Here is a 25,039-nt window from a genome sequence, read left to right on the forward strand (position 1 = left end):
TCCAACCTGGAAAACCGACCCAGAACGCCTGTGTCGAACGATTCAACAAGACCTAGCGCACCGAGGTGCTGGACTGCTGCGTGTTCGAGTCGCTGCAGGAAGTGCGCGACATGACAGCCGATTGGCTGCACCGTTACCACCACCACCGCCCCCATGAATCTCTCGGCCGAATCCCTCTGGTCGAGTAACGTGTCAAACGGTTCCCCAACCTCTACTTCTGACTGGCTCAGGAATTCGAGGAGGCTTCATACCAAGCGGAAACAGCGGCAGAGGTTTCCCGCGTACCGCTGTTCGCACCGTCTGGATTGGACTGGCTCGTCGCCAAAGTGCCGAGGCGGGCGTTCAGTACCTGATTCACTCAGCCCAGGCGATGTTGGATTCGCGCAATTTCTGAGCTGCGCGCCTAGCCATTCAGCAGGCGGCCGCCGTCAAGGACGATTCGTCCAGCGCGACTCGTCCGATGCCAGATACAGCACTGCTTTGGCCACCTCGTCGGCGGTACCGAAGCGGCCCAGCGGAATGGTTGCCGTGATCGCTTTGTTGATCTGCTCGCGATAAGCTTGCGGAATACCGGCCTTGTCGTAAAGCGGAGTCTCGACGGGGCCAGGGCTCACCGCGTTGACACGGATGCCACGGCCCAGCAATTCGGTCGACAGCGTCTTCGACATGTTCAGCAATGCGGCCTTCGTTGCGGCATACACGGACGAGCGATCCGCGCCTGCATGCGCGCTTACGGAAGTAGTCAACACGACGGAAGCAGGATTTGCAAAGACCGGCAACAGCGCCTGCATCAGGAAGTACGGCCCTTTGACGTTGATGTCGAAAATGCGGTCGAACATGTTTTCCGTCCACTCCTCAATGGGCCGCCAGACGGAGATGCCGGCGTTGAGGAAGGCAACGTCGAGTTGGCCGTAGTGTTCCTTGATGACTTGTGCCAGCTCCTTTTGGGCTGCGACGCTGGCCGAGTCGGCGCGCAGCACCGGTACTTCCGGGCCCAATTCGGCCTGGGCCTTTGCTATCGAATCGGGGTTGACACCCGTGACGATCACGCGAGCACCCTCCGCCAGGAATTGCTTCGCCGTTTCCAGCCCGATGCCACTGGTGCCGCCAGTGATGAGAGTACGTTTACCTTGCAAGCGCGACATTTGAATTCTCCGGTGAATGACGACCACTGCGGTCGACATGGGGAAATATGCGCTCATGCCTCGAATCCAATAAGACTGCCTATTTGCATATAATTCATGCAGATTAGGCATGAATTGAGGTGAAGAAGTGGACCGATTTCTTTGGATGACATGCTTCGCGCGTGCTGTAGAAACGGGGAGCTTCTCGGCGGCAGGGCGCGATCTAGGGCTGGGGCAACCCAATGTAAGCCGCTATGTAGCGGCTCTGGAGGATCATCTGCAGACGCGTTTGCTCCACCGGTCCACGCGCAAGCTCTCCTTGACGCCGGAGGGGGAACGCTACTATGCGGACATCCGGCGCATCCTGGATGCGGTGGATGAATCCGAATCGTGCTTCAGGAACAACGTCGAGCCATCGGGACTTTTGCGCGTAGCCTGTCCGACAGCTCTCGCACACGCGTTTGTGCTGCCGCATGTGCCGGCCTTTTTGGCGCGCTACCCTCAATTGATCCTGGATCTCCAACTCAACGATCGATACGTAGACCTGGTCAATGAAGGCACCGAACTCGCCATTCGCATAGGACAGCTGGAGGACAGCAGCTTGCGCGCCCGGCCTCTTGGGTGGTACGACCGGGTCTTCGTCGCCAGCAAGGACTACTTGGCCAAACGCGGAGTTCCGCAGACCCCGGATGATCTACGCGACCACGATTGCATCGTCTACACCTTGCTGTCGTCCGGGGCGACCTGGCGATTCCGGGACGCGGACATTCCAGTTTCCGGCAGGCTCAGGATCAACTCGCCCGACGCTGTGAGTGCGGCGGTCGCGGCAGGCCTGGGTGTGGCGCATGGACCTGCGTGGCTGTTCGAGGGCGGATTGAACAGCGGGAGATTGCAGTTCATTCTCACCGAGCATGCGGCTCCCCCGGTGCCCGTGCAGATGGTTTATGTCGCCAATAGACTGCTCCCCACGCGGGCTATCGTGTTCATGGATTTCATGGCGGACGTGTTTTCAAAGATTCCAGCCTTGAATGGCGGCACCCCTGCGCCGCCCCTATAAGACGAGACGATAAAACGTGACCCCCTGAGGAAGTTCTGCTTTAACCACTGCAGGCGTAACTGCGTCAAAAATTCAGTGGTGACCGAACCGGCGCGGCTTGAAGGAATCAGCGACGGGATCATGAGCCGTCGGTGCCGGCTCCCACAGGCTTGAGCGCCTCCCGCTGGCGCCTGAAGCGGTGCGACGCCACCCGCAAGTGCAGTCGCATCACCTGTTTTGCGAGCTCGCCGTCACCCGCCCTGACGGCCGCGGCGAGGTCGCGGTGGTGGCTCAGGCTCTGCAGCTTGTCTTGCAGCGTGCTGATGAAGTGCGATCGCAGCACGATTGGCATGTCGATCAGCGACGTCAGGATCGAGTGCAGGCGTGGCGATCCGCTCGCGTCCAGAATCGCTCGGTGGAATCGGGCATTGTTTTCCTGCAGTCGCTCGGGTAGTTCATCTCCGCCTTTGTGGATCGCGCGCTCCATCTGGCCATTGAGATCGTCCAGTACGTCAGCGAGGGCGGCCCCGCCGCGACGGGCAGCCAGTTCGGCGGCATGCGATTCGAGCAAGCCGCGCAAGTCGAAGGTCTCCTCGATGTCGAAATCAGTCCACTCGGCCACCCGAACGCCCCGATTCGGGTCGGCCGTGGCCAGGCGATCGTCGATGAGGCGCTTCAGGGCAGCACGCACCGGCGTGCGGCTGATCGCCAGTTCACGCGCGATGTGCTCCTCTTTCAACTGCTCACCCGGAGCATAACCGCCACCGACCACCCGCTGGCGCAGAACCTCATAGGCCTTTTCGGCCGCACTCGCTTTAATTGTTTTGATATTGTTCATCTTGCACTTTGCAAAGCGAAAGCTCGCCTTAGTAATCGATAACCCCTAGTGCCAAAGTCTTGCTGTTTTGTATTTGCATTGTACATTTCAACCAACGCAACCCAATTCAACACAAACAGAATCCTATGCTCGGACTTCAAATCCTCAAACGCCGTCGCCAAGTCCCAGCAGGGCTCATCGACGCCTTCCGCGGCCTGCCGGTCGCCAACATCAGTGACTGCATGACCCGGATGACGGCAGGTGGCCCTCGCCTTCGCCCCATGCACAAAGGTGGCGCTCTCGCTGGCCCCGCACTCACCGTGAAGTGCCGCCCAGGAGACAACCTGATGATCCACAAAGCGCTCACCATGGCCCTGCCGGGTGACGTGATCGTGGTGGATGCGGGAGGAGATCTGACCAACTCCCTCTTCGGCGAAATCATGGTTGCTACCGCGGTGAAGATCGGCGTAGCCGGCATAGTGCTCAATGGTGCCGTCCGGGACTCCAAGGAGATCGGTCAGGGCGAATTCCCGCTCTACGCCGCGGGCGTCACGCACCGCGGACCATACAAGGACGGCCCTGGCGAAATCAACGTGCCGATTGCCATCGACGGGATGGTGATTCTGCCCGGCGACCTGATTGTGGGCGATGCGGACGGGCTGCTCTGCATCCCCTTCGACGATGCGCAGCAAGTGCTGGCCGCAACACACAAAAAGATGGAAGCCGAAAGGAAGATGCTGGCCGACATTGCGGCGGGCCAGCTCGATACGACGTGGATCGATGCAACGCTCAAGCGCATCGGCTGCAACCCGGAGGCTGTGTGATGTCCAAGCTTCAAAAGCGGGTCGTTCGCTCCGACTTGTGGATCGCACCGGCGTTCGACGAGCGTCTGGCCAGCGAGCGCGACATTGCACTGGGAATTTTCCCGGTGCGCGGCAACAGCGCGGCTGCGTGGGACATGCTGTCGGCCGCACACGTCTATCACATCTCCGCCGCAAAGGATGAGCTGCCTCAGGAGTTCTTTGCCCGCGCCGAGCTTCTTGCCCGTTGCCCTGACCTGCTGTGTGTTTCAGCCGGAGGGGCTGGCTATGACACGGTGGACGTCGACGCATGCACAAAAGCTGGTGTGCTGGTTGTCAATCAAGCCGGCGGCAACGCAATTTCCGTGGCCGAGCACACGCTCGCGATGGTCCTCGGCGTTTCTCGCCGCATGATCGAAGGCGACCGCCGCATGCGAAGCGAGATCGGCTACTCCCGCGAGGACGTGATGGGTCACGAGATTTGCGGCAAGACGATAGGACTGGTGGGAATCGGCCACATCGGCTCGCGGGTCGCAGGCCTTGCGCGCGCCTTCGGTCTGGAGGTCATCGCCACCGATCCTTTCCTGTCCCACGAAGAGATCACCCGTCGCGGTGCTCAGCCTGTGTCCTTCGATGAACTTCTTGCGCGATCGGATTTTGTGTCCCTGCACTGCCCGCGAGATGCGAGCACCATGAAGCTCATGAATGCCGACACCTTTGGCCGCATGAAAAAGGGATCGATCTTCATCACCACAGCGCGTGGCGGCATCCACGACGAAGCGGCGCTGGTACAGGCACTGCGGTCTGGGCATTTGGCCGGCGCCGGCGTGGACGTGTGGGACCAAGAGCCGCCACCGTTGGACCACCCGCTGCTAGGCATGGACACCGTCTTCGCGACCTACCACGTGGCGGGTGTCACCCACGAATCGCGCGGCAATGTCGCTGCAATCAGCGCGCAGCAGATCGTAGATCTGCTGGCCGGACAACGCCCTCCCCGCCTCATCAATCCCGAAGCCTTGCCTGCCTACGAGAAGCGTCGCGCGCAGATCTTGGGCTGAATCCCGCCGACTTCCTTCTCAACTTACCGTTCCCGAAAGAGACTGCTGAAATGCAACGCATCACCGCTCTCCTGCGCCGCTTCGTACCGGCCCTGGTCTTGTCCACTGTCGCCGCCACCCCTGGCATGGCGTTCGCCGCCTATCCCGAACAACCGATCAAGATGATAGTGGCGTACGCTCCCGGAGGGGGCAGCGACGTCATCGCGCGGCTGGTTGCGCAATACATGGCCAAGCATCTTGGCCACAACGCGAGCATCACGGTCATCAACCGCCCAGGCGCAGGCGGTGGGATCGGCTTCAGCGAGCTCACGCGCGCTCCAGCAGACGGCTACACGATCGGCATGATCAACACGCCCAATGTTCTGACCATTCCGATCGAACGAAAGTCCAACTTCCACTGGCAGGACTACGACCTGCTGGGCAATGTTGTCGACGATCCCGACAACATCTCGGTGCGCGTTGATAGTGAATTCAAGACGCTCAAGGACCTTGTGACGTATGCGAAGGCGCATCCTGGCGAGGTGTCTTACGGGACCACCGGGGTCGGCTCGGACGACCATCTTGCGGCCTTGCAGCTCGAAAAGGCGGCTGGGATCAAGATGAACCATGTGCCATTCAAAGGTGCCGCCGAGGTCCTCAATGCCACGGTGGGCAAACAGATCACGATCGCTGTCATGAACATCGGCGAGGCGCTCGCCGCGGTGAAAGGCGGCAACCAGCTTCGCCAGCTCGGCCAAATGAGTGCCAAGCGCAGCAGCGTAGCTCCGGACGTGCCGACGTTTCGCGAACAGGGGTACGACATCATCATGGCGTCCCTGCGCGGCTTCGCAGCGCCCAAAGGCTTGCCCGCACCGGTGCGCGAGCAGCTCACCTCCGCACTGAAGAAGACCGCCGCAGACCCGGAATTTCAAGCCAAAGCGGCGAGCTACTTCGCGCCCCTGCGCTATCTTGAACCTCAAGCCTACTCGGCAGAACTGAAAGACACCGAGGCCAGTTTCAGGCAGCTCTGGCAAGTGATGCCTTGGGGCGAAAAGTAAGTAGCGGATGCAGCCCGAAACTTCAGCCAGCGACGTGGACCGGCAGGCCCACGCCGCGGCAACAACCCGCTTCGGCAAACCGATTGTCCTTCCGGCACGGTTGGGCCATGTTCTTTCCCTGGACGACTTCGAAGCTGCAGCACGCCGACACCTGCCAGCACCGGTGTTTGCGTACGTTTCAGGCGGGGTGGAGCGCAATCAATCACTGAGGGCGAATGCGAGAGCGTTCGAAGCATTCGAGTTCGTGACAAGAGTTCTGGCCGATACATCGAAGCGCTCCACAGCGACAAAATTGTTCGACCGCACTTGGTCGGCACCCATTGGGATCGCGCCGATGGGCATCTGCGCTCTGTCGGCTTACCGCGGGGATCTGGTGCTCACGCGGGCGGCGGCGCACGAGAACATTCCGATGGTCATGAGCGGCTCCTCGCTCATCCGGATGGAAGAGATCATCAAAGCGAACCCCCACGCCTGGTTCCAGGCTTACCTCCCGGGCACGGAAGACGAAATCGTGGCACTGATCGAGCGCGTCAAGATCGCAGGCTTCGGAACCCTGGTGGTGACGCTCGATGCCTCCATTGCGTCGAATCGCGAAAACAACATTCGGGCCGGCTTCTCTACGCCGCTTCGGCCGAGCATGGCATTGGCCTGGGAGGGACTCACACATCCGCGGTGGCTGTTCGGTACCTTCCTCAATACGATCATGCGCCACGGCATGCCGCATTTCGAGAACAACCATGCACGGCGAGGCGCTCCCATCCTCTCGGCAAGCGTATTGCGCGATTTCTCCGATCGTGGTCACCTCGGCTGGCAACACATTCGGATGGTCCGCGCGATGTGGCCGGGAAAGCTGGTCATCAAGGGGATCCTCGATGTCCGGGATGCGCGCTTGGCGGTGGAGACCGGGGCCGATGGTCTCATCGTATCGAACCACGGAGGCCGCCAGCTTGACAGTACCGTGTCGCCCCTTCGGGTGCTGCCCGGCATCGTGCAAGCCTGTCCCGAAGTGGCGGTGATGATCGACAGTGGCTTTCGGCGCGGCACCGACGTGCTCAAGGCACTTGCCATGGGCGCGAAGTTCGTCTTCATCGGCCGGCCTTTCAACTACGCAGCCGCCGTCGCGGGCGAACCCGGCGTGCGCAAAGCCATTTCACTCCTGCGCGAGGAGACCTCGCGCGACATGGCGATGCTGGGCGTGTCGTCGCTGCAGGACCTGGAAAGGGACTGCTTGTTGGAGGCGTGATCGCCAGAAGACGACGTTGTCAGTCCAAATTGATCGCAATGCGCAGTTCCTATCTGTCCCGCTGGGGCCAGCAGCGCTGCCGCGAAGACATAGTTGTTCATGCCCCGCGCCCACCGGGCCGACATAGGTGATTGCCTTGCCCAAACATTCGAGCAGGGCTATTGCGGCACGAAGACCTGCGCCTCACCGGGCATGATCGCCAGCGTACCGGCGACCGCCTTCTTGACCCCGCTCCGGCGCATCGATCAACGCCACGCACTGCTGCTGCAGCCGTTGCGTCAGTGCGCGCCTGCGGTTGACATAGGCCGAGCGCAGCCGAACTTGGCAGCGAATTCTGCGCGCCCAACAAACGCCTGGTCCAAGCATCGATTCAGGCTGCCGTGGCCACCGCCCCCATCACCAGCCCGGCTTCGCGAGGCCGCGCATGGAACCAGGACGGCCTATGGCGCGCTCGCGAAGAACAGGGCTTTTAGAGCTCCACAGTGCCAACCCGGCATTTGCGAGTCCCCGGACTTGATCACGTGTTCGCCCCTAGCGCGGCGGCGCCGCTCCCTGTGCAGGAATCCACCGGTGCAGCAATGCCGCAGCCAGCGCGGCCAGCGCGCCCATGGCGGCAATACCGGTCGCGAGCGACGCTGCGGAGACAATCAGCGACAGCAGCGCGGGCCCGGCGGTAGCGCCGATGTCCGCCAGCAGACGCCAGACCCCGAGGAAATACGACCTTCCCTGCACCGGCGCGTGATCGGCGCCCAAGGTCATGTTCATGCCAGAACTGATGCCATTGCCAAAGCCGATCAGCATGGCCACCAGCAGCAGGGCCGGCAGGCTGCCGGTCAGCGGCATCAGCAGCATGCCCGCACCCATGAACAGCATCGCGGGCAACGCGACCCAGCGGCGGCCCTTGACGTCCATCACCTTGCCCGCTGGATAGAACACCAGCGTCTCGATGCCGCCGGCCACGCCGAACAGCAGTGAGGCTGCGGTAGGGCCCAGGCCCAGGTGGTCAGCCCACAGCGGCAGGACGACCGAGCGCGACGCGCGCACCGCGCCGACCAGCAAGATCGCCAGGCCCAGCGTCAGAAAAACGCGGTGGTGGTCGGCAATGGCCGACAGCAACGAGACCGGCTTTGCGGTCTGCGCGGATGGCTGGCGCTGGTGGCCGGGCAGGTCCGGAATCCGGGAACCAAGGGCTGCGGCCGAAAGTGCCGCCACCATTCCTACAGCAAAGGCCGCGGACAGGCCGTGGAAGTAGATCACCGCGGCGCTGAGAAACGGCCCGACGAAACTCCCTATGCGCACCACTCCGCCTAGCGCCGAGAGCGCGCGGGCGCGGTGGCTCAAGGGCACCACCTCGGTCATGTAACTCTGGCGCGCGAGGTTGTACATGGCCTGCGACATGCCCATCATGAAGCAGCCCAGGGCAAACACGCCGAAATGCGTCGCGAAGAAACAGACCGCCATGCCAAGCGCGCTCCACAGCCCGGCAACCACGATCGCGCTGCGCTCGCCCCAGCGCGCGGTGAACAGCGAAGCCGGAATGTTGTTGAGCACGCAGCCGATGCTGATCAACGTCACCGCCAGCGCAGCCATGGGAATGGATGCGCCCAGCTCCCTGGCCAGCAGCACGACGACGGGAAGAATGGCCCCGTCGCCTATGCCAAACAGCAGCGCCGGGCCGAACGCGGCGACTGCGATCTTGCGAAATGAGAAATCGTTCAAGGGGTTCAATCTGAGATGGCGTGATGAGGGCCCTGGCAATCGAGCCAGATCCCCGCTGGCAGCAAAACCAGCGCATATGCAAGTGGTGGGCTGACTTTTAACTGCGGCTTTGAGCCGGTGCGACGCTCGCGCCCTCTATCCCGTGGCGCTTGAGTGCTTCAGCGATGAAGCCGCTTTGCTTGCGCTCCTCGAGAAAGCCGTGCAGCGCTGCCGCCGCGGCTTCGCCCCGGCTGGTGGGCGTGCCCATGGCTTGCTGAATGACCATGAAACGGCCTGGCAGCAGGCGCAGGCCGGCAATGCGCTGCGCGTCCGCCTGCAGCTGCTGCTTGACGCCGGCCGCCACATCGGCCTGTGTCGCCACGAAGCTGTCCACCACGGCCGGTGAGGTGGCAGCGCGCTCGATCGTCGCCTGCCGGAGTTCACGGCTCAGGAACAAGTCATAGGCGCTGCCCTTGCCCACGGTCACGCGTCTGCCGGGCTGGTCCACCTCTTCATTGGCTTGCAACGGCGAGGCCGCGCGCACCAGGTAGGCGCCCTCGATCAAAACATAGGGTGCGGTGAAGCGGATGCTCTGGCCCCGCAACGGGTCGATGGCAAAGAAGCCGATATCGGCCTGCTGCGTGGCGACGGCCTCGACGGACTTGCCCGCCGCATCGAAAACAACCAATTCCACGCCTACCCCCAGCTGCTCGCCAAAAGCACGGGCCAGGTCCACGGACACCCCGCCCACTTCTCCCGTCTGCGCGTTGCGGTGGGCCAGGATCGGATTGCCCAGATTGATGGACGCCCGAAGAACGCCCATGGGCGTGAATGCTTGAAGAATGTCGGGGGATACGTGCATGGTGCAGGGGGTCAAGGTTTGAGAATTCCGCTGATCTTTTCGAGATTGCGCAGCGTGCTCGACAAATGCACCCGCATGGCCTGCGCGGCTTCGTCGTTGTGCCCCCGCTCCAGCAGATCGAGCAGGTGCAGGTGCTGTTCGCAGTGTTCGCGGTAGCGCGAGCGTTCCTGCATGGAACGGTAGGACAGCAAGCGGCGCACGCGGTTCACGCGCCGGATGGTGTCGATGAAAAACGGATTGCCCGAGCCTTCGACCAGCGATTCGTGGAAGCGCACGCCGCGTTCGTGCAGGTTGTCCGCGCTGTCGGTCGCTATGCCGCCTTGCAGCAGATGCCTCTCCGCGGCACGGCAACGCTCGATGACATCTGGCGCCAGGTGGTAGCCGGGCTCGAGCAGGGCCGCGGGTTCCAGGGCCAGTCGCAAGCGGTAGGACTGCAAAAGACTGTCGGCCGTGGTCAGCATCGAGGAGAAGCTCCAGCCATAGCCGGGCTTCTTCTCGGCCCAACCTTCGCTGGAGATCCGTGCCATGACGCTGTTGAGCTGAGCCGGGGTCAGCGCATAGCGGTGCTTGATCTCGGTTTCCTTGACGTCGCGGGGCAGCAGTCCACGCAGAAGGTCTTCGGCAATGCGAAAGTAGACATCCGAGACGACATTGGTTTCACCGATGCCCAGTTGTTCCACCAGGGTCTTGGTGGGAGCCACCACGGGCGTGGCCAGGAAGTAGCCTCGATTGGCTTCGCGCTTGAGAACGCCTTTTTCCGCAAGAATGCCCAACGCCTCATTGATGGGCGAGCGGGACACCCGCAAACGGTCGGCAAGCAGTTGCGCAGGCAGATGGCTGCCCACGGTCATCTCCTGCGCCTTGATCAATTCAAGGATCTTGGTGACTATGGTTTGTTCGATACGCATGGCATCGGATTGTCCATTCAAGCCGGACATTGCGCTGCGGTTTCCTGTCGGTGTTGTTGCAGCATCCGTTGCAAGGTCGAGGGAATGACGCCGCCCTTGCGCAGCAGGTCCACTTCCAACTGCGTCTCGACCGCGGCTGTCGCAGTCAGTGGCTCGCTGTCGCCGTTGACGCGCAGAATGCGCACCACAACCGGGCCACGCGGCGTGATGGCGTCCGCTGGGGCATCCACCATGATGCGATCGCCCAGAACCAGATGCAGCGACGCGGGTGTCACACCTGGCGGGAAGCGCAGCGGCAGGATGCCCATGCCGATCAGGTTGGAGCGGTGAATGCGCTCGAAGCTGTTGGCCAGCACGCTGCGGATGCCCAGCAGCCGCTGCCCCTTGGCGGCCCAGTCACGCGAGGAGCCGGTGCCATAGCGCTCGCCGGCCACCAGCACCACCGAATCTCCGTCATCCGCGTAGCGGCACGCGGCGTCATACAGCGGCATGACGTCGCCGCTGGGCACGTGGACGGTATGTGCTACCGGCACGTCGGGCGCGAGCAGATTCTTCAAGCTTTTGCTGTGAAACGCGCCGCGCACCATCACTTCCCAGTTGCCGCGGCGCGATGCAAAAACGTTCAGGTCGTTGCGGTCGTCGCCGCGCTCGACCAGGAAGTCGGCCACCAGGCTGTCCCTGGGAATGGCGCTGGCCGGCGAAATATGGTCGGTCGTAATGTCGTCGCCCACCACCAGCAGCGGATAGGCGGTGAATTGTCCCAGCAGGCTGCCTTCGTTCAGGTCGGCAAACGGCGGGCGGCGCAGTGCCGTGGACTTCGGCTCCCAGGGATAGAGCGGCGTGTCCGGTGCCGGCAGCTGGTGCCAAAGCGGATTCTGCAAGGCGATCTGGAACGCGCGGCGGTAGTCCGCGGGGTCCTGGGATGCGGCCAGGCAGGCGTCGATTTCCGCGGCGGACGGCCAGAGCTCCTGCAGGAAGACGCAACGCCCGTCCGCTGTCACCTGGATGGGATCGATGCGCAGGTCCTTTTCGGCGTCTCCGGCCAGCGCAAACGCAATGACCAGGGGCGGCGACATCAGAAAGCCCAGGTCCAGATATGGCCTGTTTGCCTCGGTAAAAACACCCAAGAGTGTGATTGCCCAGATCAACAAGGAGATGACATATATCCTCCACCTTCCGGAAATTCAGTCGCAATTTGCATCCATGGCGCTGGATGCCGCACCTGGCTCGCCGGAAAATGCCGAAGCTTTCATCAGCAAGGATATCCAGCGCTGGGCTGAAGTCATCAAGGCAGGAAACATCAAGGTGGAGTGAACTCCGTTGACTGTGCCGGACCATGCCGTTGACGGCAAAGTTCAGCCAGCAGCAGGCGATTATTGAACTGAGGCCAGTCCATTTCTGCGGGCTGCGCCATCATTCAAAATTGAACAAGACCAAAGATCAGTGCGCAGAAATAATTTCTGTTTCGCACCGCCATGTACTTTTCGAGATCAAATAAAAAATAAATCAATGAAAAATATTATATCAATAGCAGTTGCGCTGATTCCTTTCAGCAGTATTGCAAACGCTCAGGGAGTCGTATCATTATATGGAAGAGTCGACTCGACCATTGCCAAGCCTATCGGCGCAGATGCCATTTCCATGCAAAATGGAACTGGCAGCCGACTGGGTTTCAGAGGAGTTGAAGATCTCGGCAATGGTTTCAGTGCGTTCTTTGTTCTGGAGCATCGATTCAATGCCGACACCGGAGCCCAGACCGATAGCCTGCGCTACTTCAGGCAGTCGTATATGGGAATAGAATCCAAAGAATGGGGTCAACTTCTGCTGGGCCGTGACTACACCGCTGCATATTGGGAAACACAGGTTGCCGCAGACTATTTTGGGAATTCCAGCGTGGCCAACTTCACCAACATTGTGACCGGTGGCATTGGACAGGTTCGCGAAGACAATCAAATAAAATACTCCAAGCGCCTGGGTCCTGTTGCCACGGTAGTGCAACTGTCTCTGGACAGAAATCAAGGGGCTGGCAGTCTTTCGGACTATCCACACCGACCTAAAAGTCTTGCTATCACCTATCGCGAAGGACCTCTTCGCGCCTCTTGGGGATATGAGAATCCGGGCAATGAGCGCGATGTATGGAATGCTGCCACGCTCTCCTATGAATTCAAGAAGTGGACGCTCCACGGTTTGCTCGGAACCGGCAAGACCAAGGAGGGGTTCAAGCGGAAATCATTACTGCTATCGAGCTCCATTCAGTTATCGCCGCATGGACAGTTACTTTTCAACTATGGACGCCTAAAGCAGGATACAAATACCAGCGCATTGAATTCCCGAATCGGTCTTGGCTACTATCATTCACTCTCAAAAAGAACCACGCTATATGTGGACTTTGCCCACGACGACAAAGTTGCCCACGAGAAGTGGGGCTACGACATCGGGCTTAGACATTCATTTTGAACCTTCCCTGAACCAGTTCAGGGACTGGGTATTCCCACCGTATAAACACATCGAATCGCGCGCTCCCGCTATGCCATCAACGCCGCTTGATGTAGTTGAACACCCCAGGCGGAGTAATCGCGAAGGTGTTCTTTCATGACCTTGCACATCCGACGTACGCTGTGCTTACGTCGGTGCTGTTGAGGAATGCGTACTTTACCCGGAGCTGCCTGGAAGACATCGAGCCGGGCCGACACATCGGCCAACTTGTGGCCTTGCTCAGTGATCTGTTTTACCGCTTCGGTCTTGAATTCTTCAGGGTCGTCTGTTTACTCATGGCACCGCCTATTTTGCCTCAGGCTGAGCCTCAAAGGTATATACAAATCCCGGGGAAATTCAATCCCACGATTTTCGCGACGCCCTAGGACACGAGGACGATACCCAGGCGGTTGTTGGCCTGGTGCAGCCCTCGCGCCTGGGTCAATGGCGTATAGGTGGGCGCACCAAATTTGTCTTGCGCCCTGTCAAACAGCACGGCGGCGCGTTTGTCGTTGAGTTGTTTGGAGACGAAGAGAAAGCCATCCACGTTCGCAGGATGCCTATGGACGGCCGCAGCCCACTGCTGGGTGACATCGTACGGGTGCTCAGCCGACAGGCTGTTGTTTCCACCAATGCGTTTGAGATGCTGCCCGGTAAGGTCGGCGAGTCTCAGCATGCCGTGATTGGCCCCTGCTGCAAAAGTGACCAAATAGCGCGTCTTGATTTCCTCCGGCCGTATCCTGAACTGCCCCTTTTCAGGCAACACGTCGTGCAGCACCGACTCCGCGATGGCTGTGTCCAGCTGCAGACCGCAGTAGCAAGCCCCAAACTGCTTGTTCGGGTCGTCAAACCGGTTGGCCGCATGTCTTCCAAAGTAAGGCTCCCCGGTATTGCGCCGGCCTATTCTCTTGAGCGACATCACGGCAACCTCCTTGATGTGCAGCGGAAGATCGGAAAAATCAGCAGCGGGTGGCTGAAGTGGCACGGCGCTCAAGCCTGTTGGGCAAACGCAGCAGCGACGTCCTTGACCTTGGCAACCCGGCCCGCAGCAAGGGCCTGCAGCGGAGTTTCACCTCCCAAGGAGCCTTTGCGCGTGAGGAAGAACTGCAGCTTGGAGCCTCCCGGCAGATCACCGAGCACTTTGCTTACGGACTCCAGATGCCTGCGGTCATATGCGGGATCGGCGTAGAACGCCGGAAAGTAGCGCTCGGCCCTGTGCATCAGAGAAAAAATGCGGTGGCTTTGGGCGGCCTTGGACACGGCTTGCCTGGTGGTCCATCCCATCAGCTCCTGGAATTCCACGGGCGTCACCAGCTGTCCCTTGCGGACCATGGCTTCAGTGCTATCCAAAATCAAAGCAGCGCGCGCGTCGTGTTCGTCAGGCTGATTGCTCCTATCGGATGCTGCTGGGGTCTCGATTGCTGCGACCCGCAGGACACTCATGGTCTTCTCCAGCTCCTGCAAAGCAATCTTCAGCTCATCGCGCAAGCTTGCCCCCAAGTGCTTGTTGCCGTCCACCGGCGAGGGAACGATGCGCAAAATGCCATCATTGAACTCGCGAAGACTGTCGACAAACGCCGGAATGTCGACTTTCTGCGTGGCACGCATACGGGTGGTCGTGGACATGGCAACTCCTTAGCAGAGTTTCCAATTTAACCGGGATTGACAACCATGTCAACCAAAGCAACCGTGTAGCCTAGATGATTGCGTGATGTCTTGGGTTGCCAGGTAGGATCATGCGCACGCCTGCGAGGGCTGCAAGCATATGGCCGAGGCTATCACCTGCACGCGCGGTATCAGCGCGGAATGCCCGTCACGGTCACCGGCGACGCGCCTTGGGCCGCGCGTTTGAAAATCGATGGCGAGACGCCAGTATGCTCCTTGAAGAAGCGCGAAAAATTGCCGGGCGCGGTGAAACCCAGATCCAGCGCCACATCGGTCAAGGCAGCGCCCGCGGCCACTCGGCGCATGGCTTCCTCTACCCGAACACCGCTCCAGAACACCTGCGGTGTGGTGTGCAACTGATCGCGAAACAGTGCGAAGAAGTGGCTTCGCGACAGCCCGACCCTGGCGGCAATCGCTTCGATGGAGGCCGGATCGGCCACGTTTTCGCGCATGTGCGCGATGGCGCTTCGAAGGCGCGGGTCCAGCATTGCGCCCACGGGGTCCGTGCCTACGCTTTCCTGCACCGGACCATCGATGGCGACTTCGAGCAGCCGCTCGACCTCATCATCGACCGCCGGCCGGCTGCCCTGAGCTGACAGCATCAAGTCCAGCACCTTCCAGCAGGAGCGGCGCAGCGCTGCGTCGATAAAGACGCGTGGCGCGGCAAAGCGCAAGCTGCGATTCTTTGCCCGTGCCCGGCTTTCCAGCCAGCGCTGCGACAGCATGAACACCAGGAAAAGGCAGACCCCCTGATCTTCAAGCAAGACCATGTCATGGGCCTCCAAGGCATTCACGCCCAGAGCGATGTTCTCGCCGTACTCGACGGTCTGCGCGCCGACATGCGCGCAGGCACGTGCGCCACCCAGCCAGAAAGCCAGCTGGCTTTCGGAATGGGCGTGGGCTACCAGGTTCGCGCGCGACTCCAGGACGATGGCGGTACCGAACGCGCCTTCGTGCAGGGCATAAGCCTCTGCCATGGTTTTGTCTCCTTCATGTGGGGCTTGGCGTGATTGTTCCGCGTGCCGAGGCCGCTGCGCGACCAACACCGGGAAAGTCCGGAGCACATCGCCGGACTATCCGATAAGCCGCCAGACCGGGCGATAAGCGCCCTTGGCCCGGTTTTCCTAAAGTTTCCATACCCGGGCACGACGCCCCGGTGGACCACACAACGACAGGAAATCCGCCATGCGCATCGCTACTTATATCGCCGACAACCGCCGCCAGGTGGGAATCGTTTCGGCCGACGGCCAGACCATCAACGCATTCCAGCTCAGTGCCGACGAAGCCCGGCGCGGCGCCCTCGGCATCATCGAGCGCCTGGCAGCCGGCGAGCGCCTGCCCGAGACCGTGGGCCAGCCCGTGGCAGTGGCCGGCGTCACGCTTGAAGCCCCGATCCCGCTGCCACGGCGCAACGTCTGGTGCGTAGGCCGCAACTACCACGCGCATGCGAGGGAGTTGCAGACTTCGGTGTTCAAGGACAACGCGGCAAAGACCGACGAATGGCCGATCGTGTTCACCAAGGTGCCCGAATGCGTGGTCGGCCCGCATGCCGATGTTCGTGTGCCGACCGAAGTCTCCAGCCAGATCGACTATGAAGCCGAACTCGCCGTCATCATCGCCAAGGGCGGCAAGAATATCCGTCGCGAGCAGGCACTGGCGCATGTGTTCGGCTACACGGTGGTCAACGACGTGACGGCGCGCGACGTGCAGATGCGCCACGGCCAATGGGACATGGGCAAGTCTTTCGACACCTTCTGCCCCATGGGACCATGGATAGTCACCGCCGACGAACTTGACGGCACGCAAACGCGCGTGCGTTGCTGGGTCAACGGCGAATTGCGCCAGGATGGTCCGGTAGCGAACATGATCTTCGACATCCCTTCGCTGATAGAAACCATTTCTCGCGGCATCACGCTGTACCCGGGAGACATCATTGCTACCGGCACGCCGGCCGGCGTCGGCATGGGCATGAAGCCAGCACAGTACCTCCAGGCTGGCGATGTCGTCAGGGTCGAAATCGACGGCCTGGGCAGCATTGAAAACCACTTCGTCTGAGGCCGGCCATGACCACCAGGATCATCCAAGGCATGGCCGTTGAAATCGACGGTGAGGGCGAAGACCTGCTGTGCATCCATGGGCTGGGCGGCTCGTCCAACACCTGGACGCCGCTGCTGCCTGCACTGCAAGGCTTCCGTGTCATTCGCCCCGATCTGCCCGGCAGCGCTCGCTCGCTGCTTCCCGAAGACGGGCTGTCGATTGCGGGCTATGTCGCTGCCCTGCAGCGGCTACTGCAGGCGCTGGACATTGCGACGGTGCATGTCCTTGCCCACTCGATGGGCACCATCGTCGCCCAGCATCTCGCCGTGCAGGCTCCGCAGCAAGTGCGCTCATTGGCCCTGTTCGGCCCGCTGACGGCGCCTCCCGACGCCGGGCGTCCCCACATCGAGGCGCGCGCTGCGCTGGCGCGCGGCGGCGTGGCACAGCTTCAGGAGATTGCCAACGCCATCGTGCAAGGCGCTACCAGCAAGGAAACCAAGGCCCAGCAGCCGGCGGTACTGGCGCTGGTGCGCGAGTCGGTCATGCGCCAGTCTCCGCAAGGCTATGCCCAGAGTTGCGAAGCGCTGGCCCGCGCGCAACCGGCAGCGATCGAGCAGATCGCTGTGCCCACGCTACTGCTGACCGGTGACCAGGATGGCGTGGCACCGCCGGCCAGTGTGGCGGCCATGGCGGCCCGCATTCCCCAGGCGCGACAGGTCGTGTTCGAAGGATGCGGGCACTGGACCCCGTACGAAATGCCTGCCGGCTGCATGCGGGAGCTGGAGCGATTCCACGCATCGGTCACGCGCCAGCAACCCACCGACTGAAGCAACCCGCGTTCTCGTGTTCGTCGATAAACATATACATATGGCCGCTCGCATCGCAGGCCAAAGGAGACCAGATCATGAACCGCATCACCTTTCGCAACGTCAATATTTTCGATGGCAGCGGCGCCCCGCCCTTTCGCGGTGAAGTCCTGGTCGACGGCAAGCGCATTCTGCAGGTGACACGCGCGCCCGGCACGGTGAACAGCGAGAACTCCCGCATCATCGAGGGACGGGGCCGCTTCCTGATGCCCGGCATGACCGAGGCGCACACCCATTTCAGCTGGAATGACCAGCCCTCGCTGGCCGCCATCCAGTTCATGCCGCCCGAAGAGCACATGCTCTGGTGCGTGCGCGTGGCCAAGCGGTATCTGGACATGGGCTGGACGTCCGCCATCGGCGCGGCGGCGGCCAAGCCCCGGCTGGATGTGGTGCTGCGCAACGCCATTGATGCGGGGGAATTCGAAGGGCCGCGGTATCTGGCCGGCAGTCAGGAGATCACCACCATCGGCGCGCTGGGTGACAACACCCTGCCGCACATGAACTTCGAGGAACTGAGCTTCGGCAGCGTCTGCAGCGGACCCGAGGAGATCCGTCGTTCAGCACGCACATTCATCAAATACGGCGTGGACCACCTGAAGATCAATCTTTCGGGCGAATACATCGCCGGCATTCCCGCCGAAATGTCTCCGTTCGCCGAAGAAGAGATCGCCATGCTGGCGCTCGAGGCCAAACGCTATGGCAAACGCATCGCCGCCCACGCCCGCTCCAGCGAATCGGTCAAGCAATGCGTACGCCACGGCATCGAGATGGTCTACCACGCCAGCTTCGCCGACGAGGAAGCCCTGGATATGCTCGAGGCGGCAAAGGACAGGCACTTTGTCGCTCCGGGCATAGGCTGGCTGATCCGCACCACCTACAACGCGGCCGAGTACGGCATCACCGAAGAGGTCGCGACCAAGATGGGCTACAAACGCGAGCTTGAAGTGGCATCGGAGACCTTGCGCAAGATGCACCAGCGCGGCATACGCATCCTGCCCGGCGGGGACTACGGTTTTGCCTGGATGCCCCACGGCACCAATGCCAACGATCTGCAGTACTTCGTCGACTATATCGGCATGACGCCGGCCGAAGCATTGGCCGCGGCCACCAGCCTGGGCGGGCAGATCATGATGCGCCCCGACGAGCTGGGCCAGGTGAAGCCCGGCTTTCTCGCGGATCTGGTCCTGGTCGACGGCAACCCGCTCGAGAACCTGGCGCTGCTGACCGAGCCGGCCAAGATCAACCTTGTGATGAAGGACGGGATCGTCTTCAAGGATTGCACCATGCCGTTTCCGCTGCATGCAGCGCTGCACCTGCCGGGCGGCGACTTTCCGTTGCAGGAGGAAGGCGTGCGCGAAGCCATTGCCGAAACCGCGGCATGATGTGAGTGTCATCGCCGCCTGGCATCGTCCGCCCCGGCTGCGGACTGCGCCGGGCGTGTGCCACCGGAAAAGCCCGCAGAACGCCGGCACAGGCTTTGTGCGAAAGTGCAGTGCGCGCCCGGATGCAGATTGTCGCGCTGGCAATCAGCGCCGGGCGCACACCCACAGGAGTTTGTCGATGCAACAGCGCAAGTTAGGAAACAACGGCCCTCTCACCTCCGCCTTGGGACTGGGGTGCATGGGCATGAGCGAGTTCTATGGAGACAGTGACGACAGCGCCTCGCTGCACACTCTGGCACGCGCGGTCGAACGGGGTGTGTCGCTGTTCGATACCGCCGACACTTATGGCTTTGGCCGCAACGAGACACTGCTCGGCCGGTTCATTGCCGAAGGCGGGGCTGCGCGGCGCGAACGCATGGTGCTGGCGACCAAATTCGGCATCGTGCGCGCCGAGGGCCAATACGAGCGGCGCATCGACAACTCCCCGGCCTATATCCGTTCTGCGTGTGAGGCTTCACTGCGCCGGCTGGGCGTGGAGAAAATCGATCTCTACTACTGCCATCGCCGGGACCCCGGTGTGCCCATTGAAGACGTTGTGTCTACGCTGGCGGAGCTGGTACGCGAAGGCAAGATCGGTGCCATCGGTCTGTCCGAAGTGTCCGAGCAGACGCTGCGGCGCGCGCATGCCGTGCATCCGATAGCCGCCGTGCAGAGCGAATTTTCGCTCTGGAGCCGCGAGCCCGAGCGTGGCATGCTGGCTGCCTGTTCCGAGCTGGGCACGGCCTTCGTGGCCTACAGCCCGCTGGGGCGGGCGTTTCTCACGGGTACGCTGAACATGGAGCAACTGGCCGACAACGATTTTCGCCGCAACAACCCCCGCTTCCAGGGTGAAGCTGGGCAAAGCAATCGGCAGCTGGTGGACACGCTGGCGCAGTTCGCGGCAGCGCGCAGCGCCAGCAGCGCCCAGATTGCGCTTGCCTGGCTGCTCAACAAGTTCCCGCATGTGATCCCTATCCCGGGCACCCGGCGAGTGGCTTATCTGGAAAGCAATGTCGCCGCGGCCGAGATACGGCTCGGTGCTGATGAGCTGGCGCAGCTCGATGGTCTGTTCGATCCACAGCGCGTGGCGGGGGCTCGCTACCCCGACGCGGGTTTCGTCGGCATGGAAACGCGCTGATCCGAGCCGGCAGGAAAATCGCACCGGCCTGAGGATCGCGCTCAAACGTCAGGAACCACCGGCCTGTTTGAATCTCGCGTTGCGCATGCCGCCGCGGGCTGGCGCCCGTTGCAGCTCCATGGAAGAGCTTTCCCAGGGCAACCATTCGCCGCCAGGGCCGCTCAGGTATCCATCCGCGGGCGCCTGGGCGCCGCCGGTCGCAGGATGAAGCAGAGCAGGAACGGCAAGCCGTAGAACTTCGACACCCAAACCCACAATGGAGTGAATGCCAACACGGCGCTGCTGCATACGATGTGCGCCAGGCAGCGTCAACAAACGTGGTCCAAGCCGACAGCTTGCGGCAAGTTGCAGGAATCCAAGCTTGGAGCGATACCGGTTGCCAGGATGCAGTCAAGCGGCCTGATGCGCATGCTGACGCCCGCTGGAACAGCGCAATGCCCCCGGGTAAACGCCGCGCGCTGGACGAGGACCAGGGGATCAATGCCTTGATCGCCAAGGTCGAGAAGCCCAAAGTCGGCATCCGGGCCAGGGTGAACACGGGCGACTGCGGGCTGGAAAAACACTGCGCTTGCACATGCAGGCGAACCTGGGAATGGCAGGGCATCAAATGGGTTGTGGTGCTTACCTGAGCGCATCTGGTGCGTGCCCAAAAGCCTGTCGCCTGGCCGGAAGCCGTACGGCGCCGGCTGTCGCCTCGTTTATGATGCGCTTCCAGCGGCTTTCCCTCCCGCTGCTTGCGTTTTTCAAGCGACAGAACCAGGCTAGCCGCAAGCCTTTCATGGAGGAAGACGCGGATCCGCTGAGTCCGGTGGGCCTGGCCATTTACAGGCCCACGAACATCATGGCCCCAAGGCATCGAAGGCCTGACGCTGCACGCCGAGCAAAGGCCCAGGCCATTCCACATGGCAGCGCGCGCAACGCGGGCCTGCCGCGGCGCCGCTCGCCTGCCCCACCCTAGCCTGCCAACAAGGACGTCCCGATGCCCATCAACGAACTGCGCTCCATTTCCACTTTCGTCAAGACCGCCGATCTGGGCAGCTTGCGCAAGGCGGCGGCGGCGCAGGGCATGACGCCGCAGGCTGCGAGCCAGGCATTGGCGCAATTGGAAAAGCACCTGGGCGTGCGCCTGTTGCACCGCACCACGCGCAATATGCAGCTGACGGCCGAAGGCCGGCAGTTCCTGGAATCGGCGCGGCCCTCGCTGGCCGGGCTGGAGCGCGCGCTGGCCCAGGCCCGCAACGCCACCGATGAGATTGCCGGCCCGCTGCGCATTGTCGGCCCGCACTCGGTGTTCCGTCCGGTGCTGGCCGCGCTGCTGCAGGAGTTTTCCGAGCTGCATCCGCGCGTCCAGCCCGATGTGCAGCTCGACGACCGCATAGGCAACTGGGTCGAGGACCGGGCCGACGTGGGCTTTCGCATCGGTCTGTCAGCGGCAGACGGCGTGATCGCGCGCCGGCTTTTTCCCTTGCAGCTGATCGTCTGCGCCGCGCCGCGCTATCTGGAGCGCCATGGCGCGCCGGACCGCATCGAACAGCTCGCGGAGCACCGCTGCAGCGTGTTCCGACTGCGCACCACCGGCCAGCCCCTGCCGTGGCGCCTCAAACAGGGCGACACGTCCGTGGAGCAGGACGTGCCGCCGGCTTTCGTCGCCAACGAAGAAGAGCTGGAAACCGACGCCGTGCTCGGCGGGCGGGTGCTGGGCCAGTTGACTTCCGTGACCGCGGCGCAGCACATCCGCAGCGGCCGGCTGGTGCCGCTGCTGACGCAGCATGTGGCGGATTTTTCCAGCGTCTTTGTCTACTACGGCAGCCGCGTGGCCCAGCCGGCGCGCGTGCGCGCGTTTCTGGATCTGGCCATAGACCGCCTGGCCAACAACCACACCTATGTGCTGAGCCAGCAAGAGTTGACGGCGGCGGAAGAACGCGGGCGCGCACTGTTCGTGCGCCCCGCGCAGACTGTGCCGCCAACTGCATGAGCGCTGCGCCGCGCGATTGACAAGCGTAGCTTGCCAATGGAGCAAGATCCGCTTGCGATTCAGACCAGGGCCCAGGCACTACAGTCTCTGGCGATGGAACGTACTCCACGCCTGTCCGCGCGCCTTGTCCGCTGGCCCGCCCATAAAAACGCTCTGCCCACCCACAGGAACCCGCCATGGCCCAACTGAACATCAACGGCAAGTCCGTGACCGTCGACGTCGAGGACGACACACCTCTGCTCTGGGTGCTGCGCGAGCAGGTCGGCCTGACCGGCACCAAGTACGGCTGCGGCATAGGCCAGTGCGGCGCCTGCACCGTGCAGCTCGATGGCGCGGCGCTGCGCTCCTGCGTGATGCCCGTGGCCGCGGTCACGCCGCAGCAGAAAGTCACCACCATCGAAGGCCTGGGCGCCGAGCAGCCCCACCCCTTGCAGCTGGCCTGGGCCGAGCTGGATGTGGCGCAATGCGGCTACTGCCAGTCGGGCATGCTGATGGCGGCGGCCGCGCTGCTGGCGCAGAACCCGGACCCGAGCGAGGCGCAGATTCGCAGCGAGATCAGCAACATCTGCCGCTGCGGCACCTACGCCCGGGTGCTCGCAGGCATACAGCTTGCCGCCCGGCGCATGCGCGCATCCGCACCCGCCCACTCCGCGCCCGCGGCGCGCAACTGAGGAGAGCACGATGACACAGACCACGGCATCCGCTCCCCAGTCCACCGGCCCGCGCCTTTCGCGCCGCGGCTTTCTCGCCAGCGCCAGCCTCACGGCCGGGGCCTTCACTTTCGGCTTCAACATGCTCGCGCCCCAGGCCGCGCTGGCACAGGCGGCCGCGCCCGAGGTCAATGCCTGGGTGGTGATACGCCCGGATGAAACGGTGACCATACGCATCGCGCGCACCGAGATGGGCCAGGGCTCGCTGACGGGCCTGGCGCAGCTGGTCGCCGAAGAGCTGGAGTGCGACTGGGCGCAAGTGCGCTTCGAGCTCGTCAACCCGGCGCGCAACCGCAGCCGCCAGAATGTCTGGCGCGACCTGTCGACCGGCGGCTCGCGCGCCATCCGCGGCTCGCACGACTACGTGCGCCGCGGCGGCGCCACGGCCCGGGCCATGCTGGTGCAGGCCGCGGCCAACGGCTGGGGCGTAGCGCCCGCCGAGTGCAGCGTGACCAAGGGCGTGATCGTCCATGCGGCCAGCGGACGGCGCACCACCTACGGCGCCGTGGCCGTGGCGGCCGCCGCGATCACGCCGCCCGAGCAGGTGGCGCTCAAGGACCCCAAGACCTGGACCATTGCCGGCCAGCCGCTCAAGCGCCTCGACACGCTGGACAAGCTCAACGGCAGCCTGGTCTATGGCCCCGATTTCACGCTGCCCGGCATGCTGGTGGCCGTGCCCAGGTCCTGCCCGGTGCATGGCGGCAAGCTCAAGAGCTTCGACGCCGCCGCCATTGCCAGCCGCCGCGGCGTCAAGCAGGTGCTGCGCGTCGACGACGCCACCGTGGCCGTGGTGGCCGACACCTTCTGGCGCGCCAAGTCGGCGCTGGATGCCCTGCCCATCGTCTGGGACGAAGGTGGCAACGCCACGGCCTCGAGCGAGACCATCGCCGCGTCGCTGCGCGAAGGGCTGTCCGCAGAAAAGGCCTATGTGGGCAACCGCATCGGCGACGCCAAGGGCGTGCTGGCCCAGGCCGCGCGCGTGATCGAGGCCGACTACGGCTATCCCTACCAGAACCATGCGCCCATGGAGATCCTCAGCGCCACCGTGCGCTGGAGCGCGCAGCGCTGCGAGATGTGGGGCCCGACCCAGGTGGCCGACGCCGCGCTCGACGAGATGGCCAAGGCCGCCGGCCTGCCCGCGACGGCCTGCGAGGTGCACACCATGCGCATTGGCGGCAGTTTCGGCCGGCGGCTGTACACCGACTACGTGCGCATTGCCACGCTGATTGCCAAACAGCTGCCCGACACCCCGGTCAAGATGATGTGGACGCGCGAGGAGGACATGGCCCAGGGCCAGTACCACCCGGTCACGCAATGCCGGCTGCGCGCGTCGCTGGACAACGCGGGCGAAGTGCAGGCGCTGCACATGCGCCTTTCGGGCCAGTCGATCTTTGCCTACCATGCGCCCTCGCGCATCACTGCCGAGGGCGGCGACCCCATCGTCTACCAGGGCCTGGTGGCCGAAGGCGCCGAAATGGCGCTGGGCTATACCTTTCCCCATCTGCTGGTAGACCACGCCATGCGCAACCCGCATGTGCGCCCCGGCGCCTGGCGCGGCGTGAACCTCAACCAGAACGCCGTCTACCTCGAGTGCTTCATCGACGAGCTGGCCCATGCCGCGGGCCAGGACCCGCTGGCATTCCGGCGCAAGCTCATGGCCAGGCACCCCAAGCACCTGGCCGTGCTCGAGGCCGCGGCCAAGGGCATAGGCTGGGACAGTCCGGCGCCCGCGGGCCGCCACCGCGGCCTGGCGCAGATCATGGGCTTTGGCAGTTATGTGGCCGCGGCCGCCGAGGTCTCGGTGACCGACGGCAAGCTGAGCATCCACCGCATCGTTGCCGCCACCGACCCCGGCCATGTGGTCAACCCGCAGCAGGTCGAGACGCAGATCACCGGCTCCTTCGTCTACGGGCTGTCGGCCATGCTCTACGGCGAATGCACGGTCAAGGACGGGCGCATCGAGCAGCAGAACTTCGACACCTACAACGTCATGCGCCTGGACGAAATGCCCCAGGTCGAAGTCATCACCATGCCCTCGGGCGGCTTCTGGGGCGGCGTGGGCGAACCCACCATTGCGGTGGCGGCGCCGGCGGTGCTCAATGCGGTGTTCGCGGCCACGGGCAAGCGGGTGCGGCAGCTGCCGCTGAAAAACACCCCGCTGTGAAACGC

The 25,039-nt window shown here is 62.9% G+C and carries 22 protein-coding genes and 3 pseudogenes; 16 read left to right on the forward strand and 9 right to left on the reverse strand.

The annotated features are described in order from the left end of the window. Positions 1–188: pseudogene (locus RR928_RS08310) on the forward strand (integrase core domain-containing protein); the annotation flags it as partial. Positions 189–403: 215 nt separating this feature from the next. Here RR928_RS08310 and RR928_RS08315 read toward each other — a convergent pair. Continuing rightward, positions 404–1,145 (reverse strand): annotated as a pseudogene (locus RR928_RS08315) (SDR family oxidoreductase). 127 nt (positions 1,146–1,272) lie between these two features. Here RR928_RS08315 and RR928_RS08320 point away from each other — a divergent pair. Continuing rightward, positions 1,273–2,181, forward strand: a complete 909-nt coding sequence (locus tag RR928_RS08320; protein WP_332682123.1) for a LysR family transcriptional regulator — start codon at positions 1,273–1,275, stop codon at positions 2,179–2,181. 118 nt (positions 2,182–2,299) lie between these two features. On the opposite strand, the gene RR928_RS08325 is transcribed toward RR928_RS08320, so the two are convergent. Beyond that, a complete protein-coding gene (locus tag RR928_RS08325; RefSeq protein WP_332682125.1) occupies positions 2,300–2,998 on the reverse strand; it encodes a GntR family transcriptional regulator in 699 nt (232 codons plus the stop codon). A gap of 125 nt (positions 2,999–3,123) precedes the next feature. On the opposite strand from RR928_RS08325, the gene RR928_RS08330 reads away from it, so the two are divergent. From RR928_RS08330 to RR928_RS08345, 4 genes are read left to right on the forward strand one after another with little or no spacing between them, the layout of a single operon-like run. After that, positions 3,124–3,801 carry an RraA family protein gene (locus tag RR928_RS08330; protein WP_332682127.1) on the forward strand — a complete coding sequence of 226 codons (678 nt, stop codon included), beginning with the start codon at positions 3,124–3,126 and terminating at the stop codon, positions 3,799–3,801. After that, complete coding sequence (locus tag RR928_RS08335; RefSeq protein WP_332682129.1) at positions 3,801–4,835, forward strand: hydroxyacid dehydrogenase; 1,035 nt, start codon at positions 3,801–3,803, stop codon at positions 4,833–4,835. Before RR928_RS08330 ends, RR928_RS08335 begins: the two co-directional genes overlap by 1 nt. A 50-nt stretch (positions 4,836–4,885) precedes the next feature. After that, positions 4,886–5,872, forward strand: coding sequence for a tripartite tricarboxylate transporter substrate binding protein (locus RR928_RS08340; protein WP_332682131.1), 987 nt, complete (start codon positions 4,886–4,888; stop codon positions 5,870–5,872). Positions 5,873–5,879: 7 nt separating this feature from the next. After that, positions 5,880–7,115: an alpha-hydroxy acid oxidase gene (locus tag RR928_RS08345; protein WP_332682133.1), complete on the forward strand. Its 1,236-nt coding sequence runs from the start codon at positions 5,880–5,882 to the stop codon at positions 7,113–7,115. 531 nt (positions 7,116–7,646) lie between these two features. Here RR928_RS08345 and RR928_RS08350 read toward each other — a convergent pair. The 4 genes and pseudogenes from RR928_RS08350 to RR928_RS08365 all read right to left on the reverse strand — a co-directional run. Continuing rightward, positions 7,647–8,834: an MFS transporter gene (locus RR928_RS08350; RefSeq protein WP_332682138.1), complete on the reverse strand. Its 1,188-nt coding sequence runs from the start codon at positions 8,832–8,834 to the stop codon at positions 7,647–7,649. 97 nt (positions 8,835–8,931) lie between these two features. Then, a complete protein-coding gene (locus RR928_RS08355) occupies positions 8,932–9,675 on the reverse strand; it encodes an ABC transporter substrate-binding protein (RefSeq protein WP_332682140.1) in 744 nt (247 codons plus the stop codon). A gap of 11 nt (positions 9,676–9,686) precedes the next feature. After that, complete coding sequence (locus RR928_RS08360) at positions 9,687–10,583, reverse strand: GntR family transcriptional regulator (RefSeq protein WP_332682142.1); 897 nt, start codon at positions 10,581–10,583, stop codon at positions 9,687–9,689. Between the two features lie 17 nt (positions 10,584–10,600). After that, positions 10,601–11,683: pseudogene (locus tag RR928_RS08365) on the reverse strand (aconitate hydratase AcnA); the annotation flags it as partial. A 31-nt stretch (positions 11,684–11,714) separates the two neighbouring features. Between RR928_RS08365 and RR928_RS08370 the strand changes: the two are divergent. Both RR928_RS08370 and RR928_RS08375 read left to right on the forward strand, forming a co-directional pair. Continuing rightward, the gene (locus tag RR928_RS08370; protein WP_332682144.1) at positions 11,715–11,897 is read left to right on the forward strand and encodes a hypothetical protein; all 183 of its coding nucleotides are present in this window, start codon (positions 11,715–11,717) and stop codon (positions 11,895–11,897) included. 195 nt (positions 11,898–12,092) lie between these two features. Then, complete coding sequence (locus RR928_RS08375; RefSeq protein WP_332682146.1) at positions 12,093–13,040, forward strand: porin; 948 nt, start codon at positions 12,093–12,095, stop codon at positions 13,038–13,040. 400 nt (positions 13,041–13,440) lie between these two features. On the opposite strand, the gene RR928_RS08380 is transcribed toward RR928_RS08375, so the two are convergent. The 3 genes from RR928_RS08380 to RR928_RS08390 form a co-directional block, all read right to left on the reverse strand. Continuing rightward, on the reverse strand, positions 13,441–14,043 hold the full coding sequence (locus RR928_RS08380; protein ID WP_332682179.1) for an RES family NAD+ phosphorylase: 603 nt from the start codon (positions 14,041–14,043) through the stop codon (positions 13,441–13,443). Positions 14,044–14,048: 5 nt separating this feature from the next. Beyond that, positions 14,049–14,684, reverse strand: a complete 636-nt coding sequence (locus RR928_RS08385) for a hypothetical protein (RefSeq protein WP_332682148.1) — start codon at positions 14,682–14,684, stop codon at positions 14,049–14,051. Between the two features lie 170 nt (positions 14,685–14,854). Further along, positions 14,855–15,769 carry an AraC family transcriptional regulator gene (locus tag RR928_RS08390; protein ID WP_332682150.1) on the reverse strand — a complete coding sequence of 305 codons (915 nt, stop codon included), beginning with the start codon at positions 15,767–15,769 and terminating at the stop codon, positions 14,855–14,857. 139 nt (positions 15,770–15,908) lie between these two features. On the opposite strand from RR928_RS08390, the gene RR928_RS08395 reads away from it, so the two are divergent. The 8 genes from RR928_RS08395 to RR928_RS08430 all read left to right on the forward strand — a co-directional run bounded on the left by RR928_RS08395 (position 15,909) and on the right by RR928_RS08430 (position 25,034). After that, entirely contained in the window at positions 15,909–16,778 is an 870-nt protein-coding gene (locus tag RR928_RS08395) for a fumarylacetoacetate hydrolase family protein (protein WP_332682152.1), read from the forward strand. An 8-nt stretch (positions 16,779–16,786) separates the two neighbouring features. Then, entirely contained in the window at positions 16,787–17,587 is an 801-nt protein-coding gene (locus tag RR928_RS08400; RefSeq protein ID WP_332682154.1) for an alpha/beta fold hydrolase, read from the forward strand. A 77-nt stretch (positions 17,588–17,664) separates the two neighbouring features. After that, positions 17,665–19,008 (forward strand): metal-dependent hydrolase family protein, encoded by a 1,344-nt coding sequence (locus RR928_RS08405; protein ID WP_332682156.1) that lies wholly within the window; start codon positions 17,665–17,667, stop codon positions 19,006–19,008. 178 nt (positions 19,009–19,186) lie between these two features. Beyond that, a complete protein-coding gene (locus tag RR928_RS08410) occupies positions 19,187–20,185 on the forward strand; it encodes an aldo/keto reductase (RefSeq protein WP_332682158.1) in 999 nt (332 codons plus the stop codon). A 434-nt stretch (positions 20,186–20,619) separates the two neighbouring features. Beyond that, positions 20,620–20,814 carry a hypothetical protein gene (locus RR928_RS08415; protein WP_332682159.1) on the forward strand — a complete coding sequence of 65 codons (195 nt, stop codon included), beginning with the start codon at positions 20,620–20,622 and terminating at the stop codon, positions 20,812–20,814. 350 nt (positions 20,815–21,164) lie between these two features. After that, entirely contained in the window at positions 21,165–22,160 is a 996-nt protein-coding gene (locus tag RR928_RS08420; protein WP_332682161.1) for a LysR family transcriptional regulator, read from the forward strand. A gap of 176 nt (positions 22,161–22,336) precedes the next feature. Beyond that, entirely contained in the window at positions 22,337–22,831 is a 495-nt protein-coding gene (locus RR928_RS08425) for a (2Fe-2S)-binding protein (protein WP_332548679.1), read from the forward strand. A 10-nt stretch (positions 22,832–22,841) separates the two neighbouring features. Then, positions 22,842–25,034 (forward strand): xanthine dehydrogenase family protein molybdopterin-binding subunit, encoded by a 2,193-nt coding sequence (locus RR928_RS08430; protein ID WP_332682163.1) that lies wholly within the window; start codon positions 22,842–22,844, stop codon positions 25,032–25,034. The last annotated feature ends 5 nt before the right edge of the window (positions 25,035–25,039 follow it).

This window comes from Comamonas sp., assembly GCF_036666375.1.
GTDB lineage: Bacteria > Pseudomonadota > Gammaproteobacteria > Burkholderiales > Burkholderiaceae_C > Comamonas.

What these genes read in the sequence shown, in the direction of transcription:
- RR928_RS08400 (WP_332682154.1), top strand. Translation starts at nt 16,787, where the DNA reads ATGACCACCAGGATCATCCAAGGCATGGCCGTTGAAATCGACGGTGAG.
- RR928_RS08420 (WP_332682161.1), top strand. Translation starts at nt 21,165, where the DNA reads ATGCCCATCAACGAACTGCGCTCCATTTCCACTTTCGTCAAGACCGCC.
- RR928_RS08325 (WP_332682125.1), bottom strand. Translation starts at nt 2,998, where the DNA reads ATGAACAATATCAAAACAATTAAAGCGAGTGCGGCCGAAAAGGCCTAT.
- RR928_RS08340 (WP_332682131.1), top strand. Translation starts at nt 4,886, where the DNA reads ATGCAACGCATCACCGCTCTCCTGCGCCGCTTCGTACCGGCCCTGGTC.
- RR928_RS08385 (WP_332682148.1), bottom strand. Translation starts at nt 14,684, where the DNA reads ATGTCCACGACCACCCGTATGCGTGCCACGCAGAAAGTCGACATTCCG.
- RR928_RS08425 (WP_332548679.1), top strand. Translation starts at nt 22,337, where the DNA reads ATGGCCCAACTGAACATCAACGGCAAGTCCGTGACCGTCGACGTCGAG.
- RR928_RS08355 (WP_332682140.1), bottom strand. Translation starts at nt 9,675, where the DNA reads ATGCACGTATCCCCCGACATTCTTCAAGCATTCACGCCCATGGGCGTT.
- RR928_RS08330 (WP_332682127.1), top strand. Translation starts at nt 3,124, where the DNA reads ATGCTCGGACTTCAAATCCTCAAACGCCGTCGCCAAGTCCCAGCAGGG.
- RR928_RS08415 (WP_332682159.1), top strand. Translation starts at nt 20,620, where the DNA reads ATGCCCCCGGGTAAACGCCGCGCGCTGGACGAGGACCAGGGGATCAAT.
- RR928_RS08360 (WP_332682142.1), bottom strand. Translation starts at nt 10,583, where the DNA reads ATGCGTATCGAACAAACCATAGTCACCAAGATCCTTGAATTGATCAAG.
- RR928_RS08345 (WP_332682133.1), top strand. Translation starts at nt 5,880, where the DNA reads ATGCAGCCCGAAACTTCAGCCAGCGACGTGGACCGGCAGGCCCACGCC.
- RR928_RS08410 (WP_332682158.1), top strand. Translation starts at nt 19,187, where the DNA reads ATGCAACAGCGCAAGTTAGGAAACAACGGCCCTCTCACCTCCGCCTTG.
- RR928_RS08405 (WP_332682156.1), top strand. Translation starts at nt 17,665, where the DNA reads ATGAACCGCATCACCTTTCGCAACGTCAATATTTTCGATGGCAGCGGC.
- RR928_RS08395 (WP_332682152.1), top strand. Translation starts at nt 15,909, where the DNA reads ATGCGCATCGCTACTTATATCGCCGACAACCGCCGCCAGGTGGGAATC.
- RR928_RS08375 (WP_332682146.1), top strand. Translation starts at nt 12,093, where the DNA reads ATGAAAAATATTATATCAATAGCAGTTGCGCTGATTCCTTTCAGCAGT.
- RR928_RS08430 (WP_332682163.1), top strand. Translation starts at nt 22,842, where the DNA reads ATGACACAGACCACGGCATCCGCTCCCCAGTCCACCGGCCCGCGCCTT.
- RR928_RS08335 (WP_332682129.1), top strand. Translation starts at nt 3,801, where the DNA reads ATGTCCAAGCTTCAAAAGCGGGTCGTTCGCTCCGACTTGTGGATCGCA.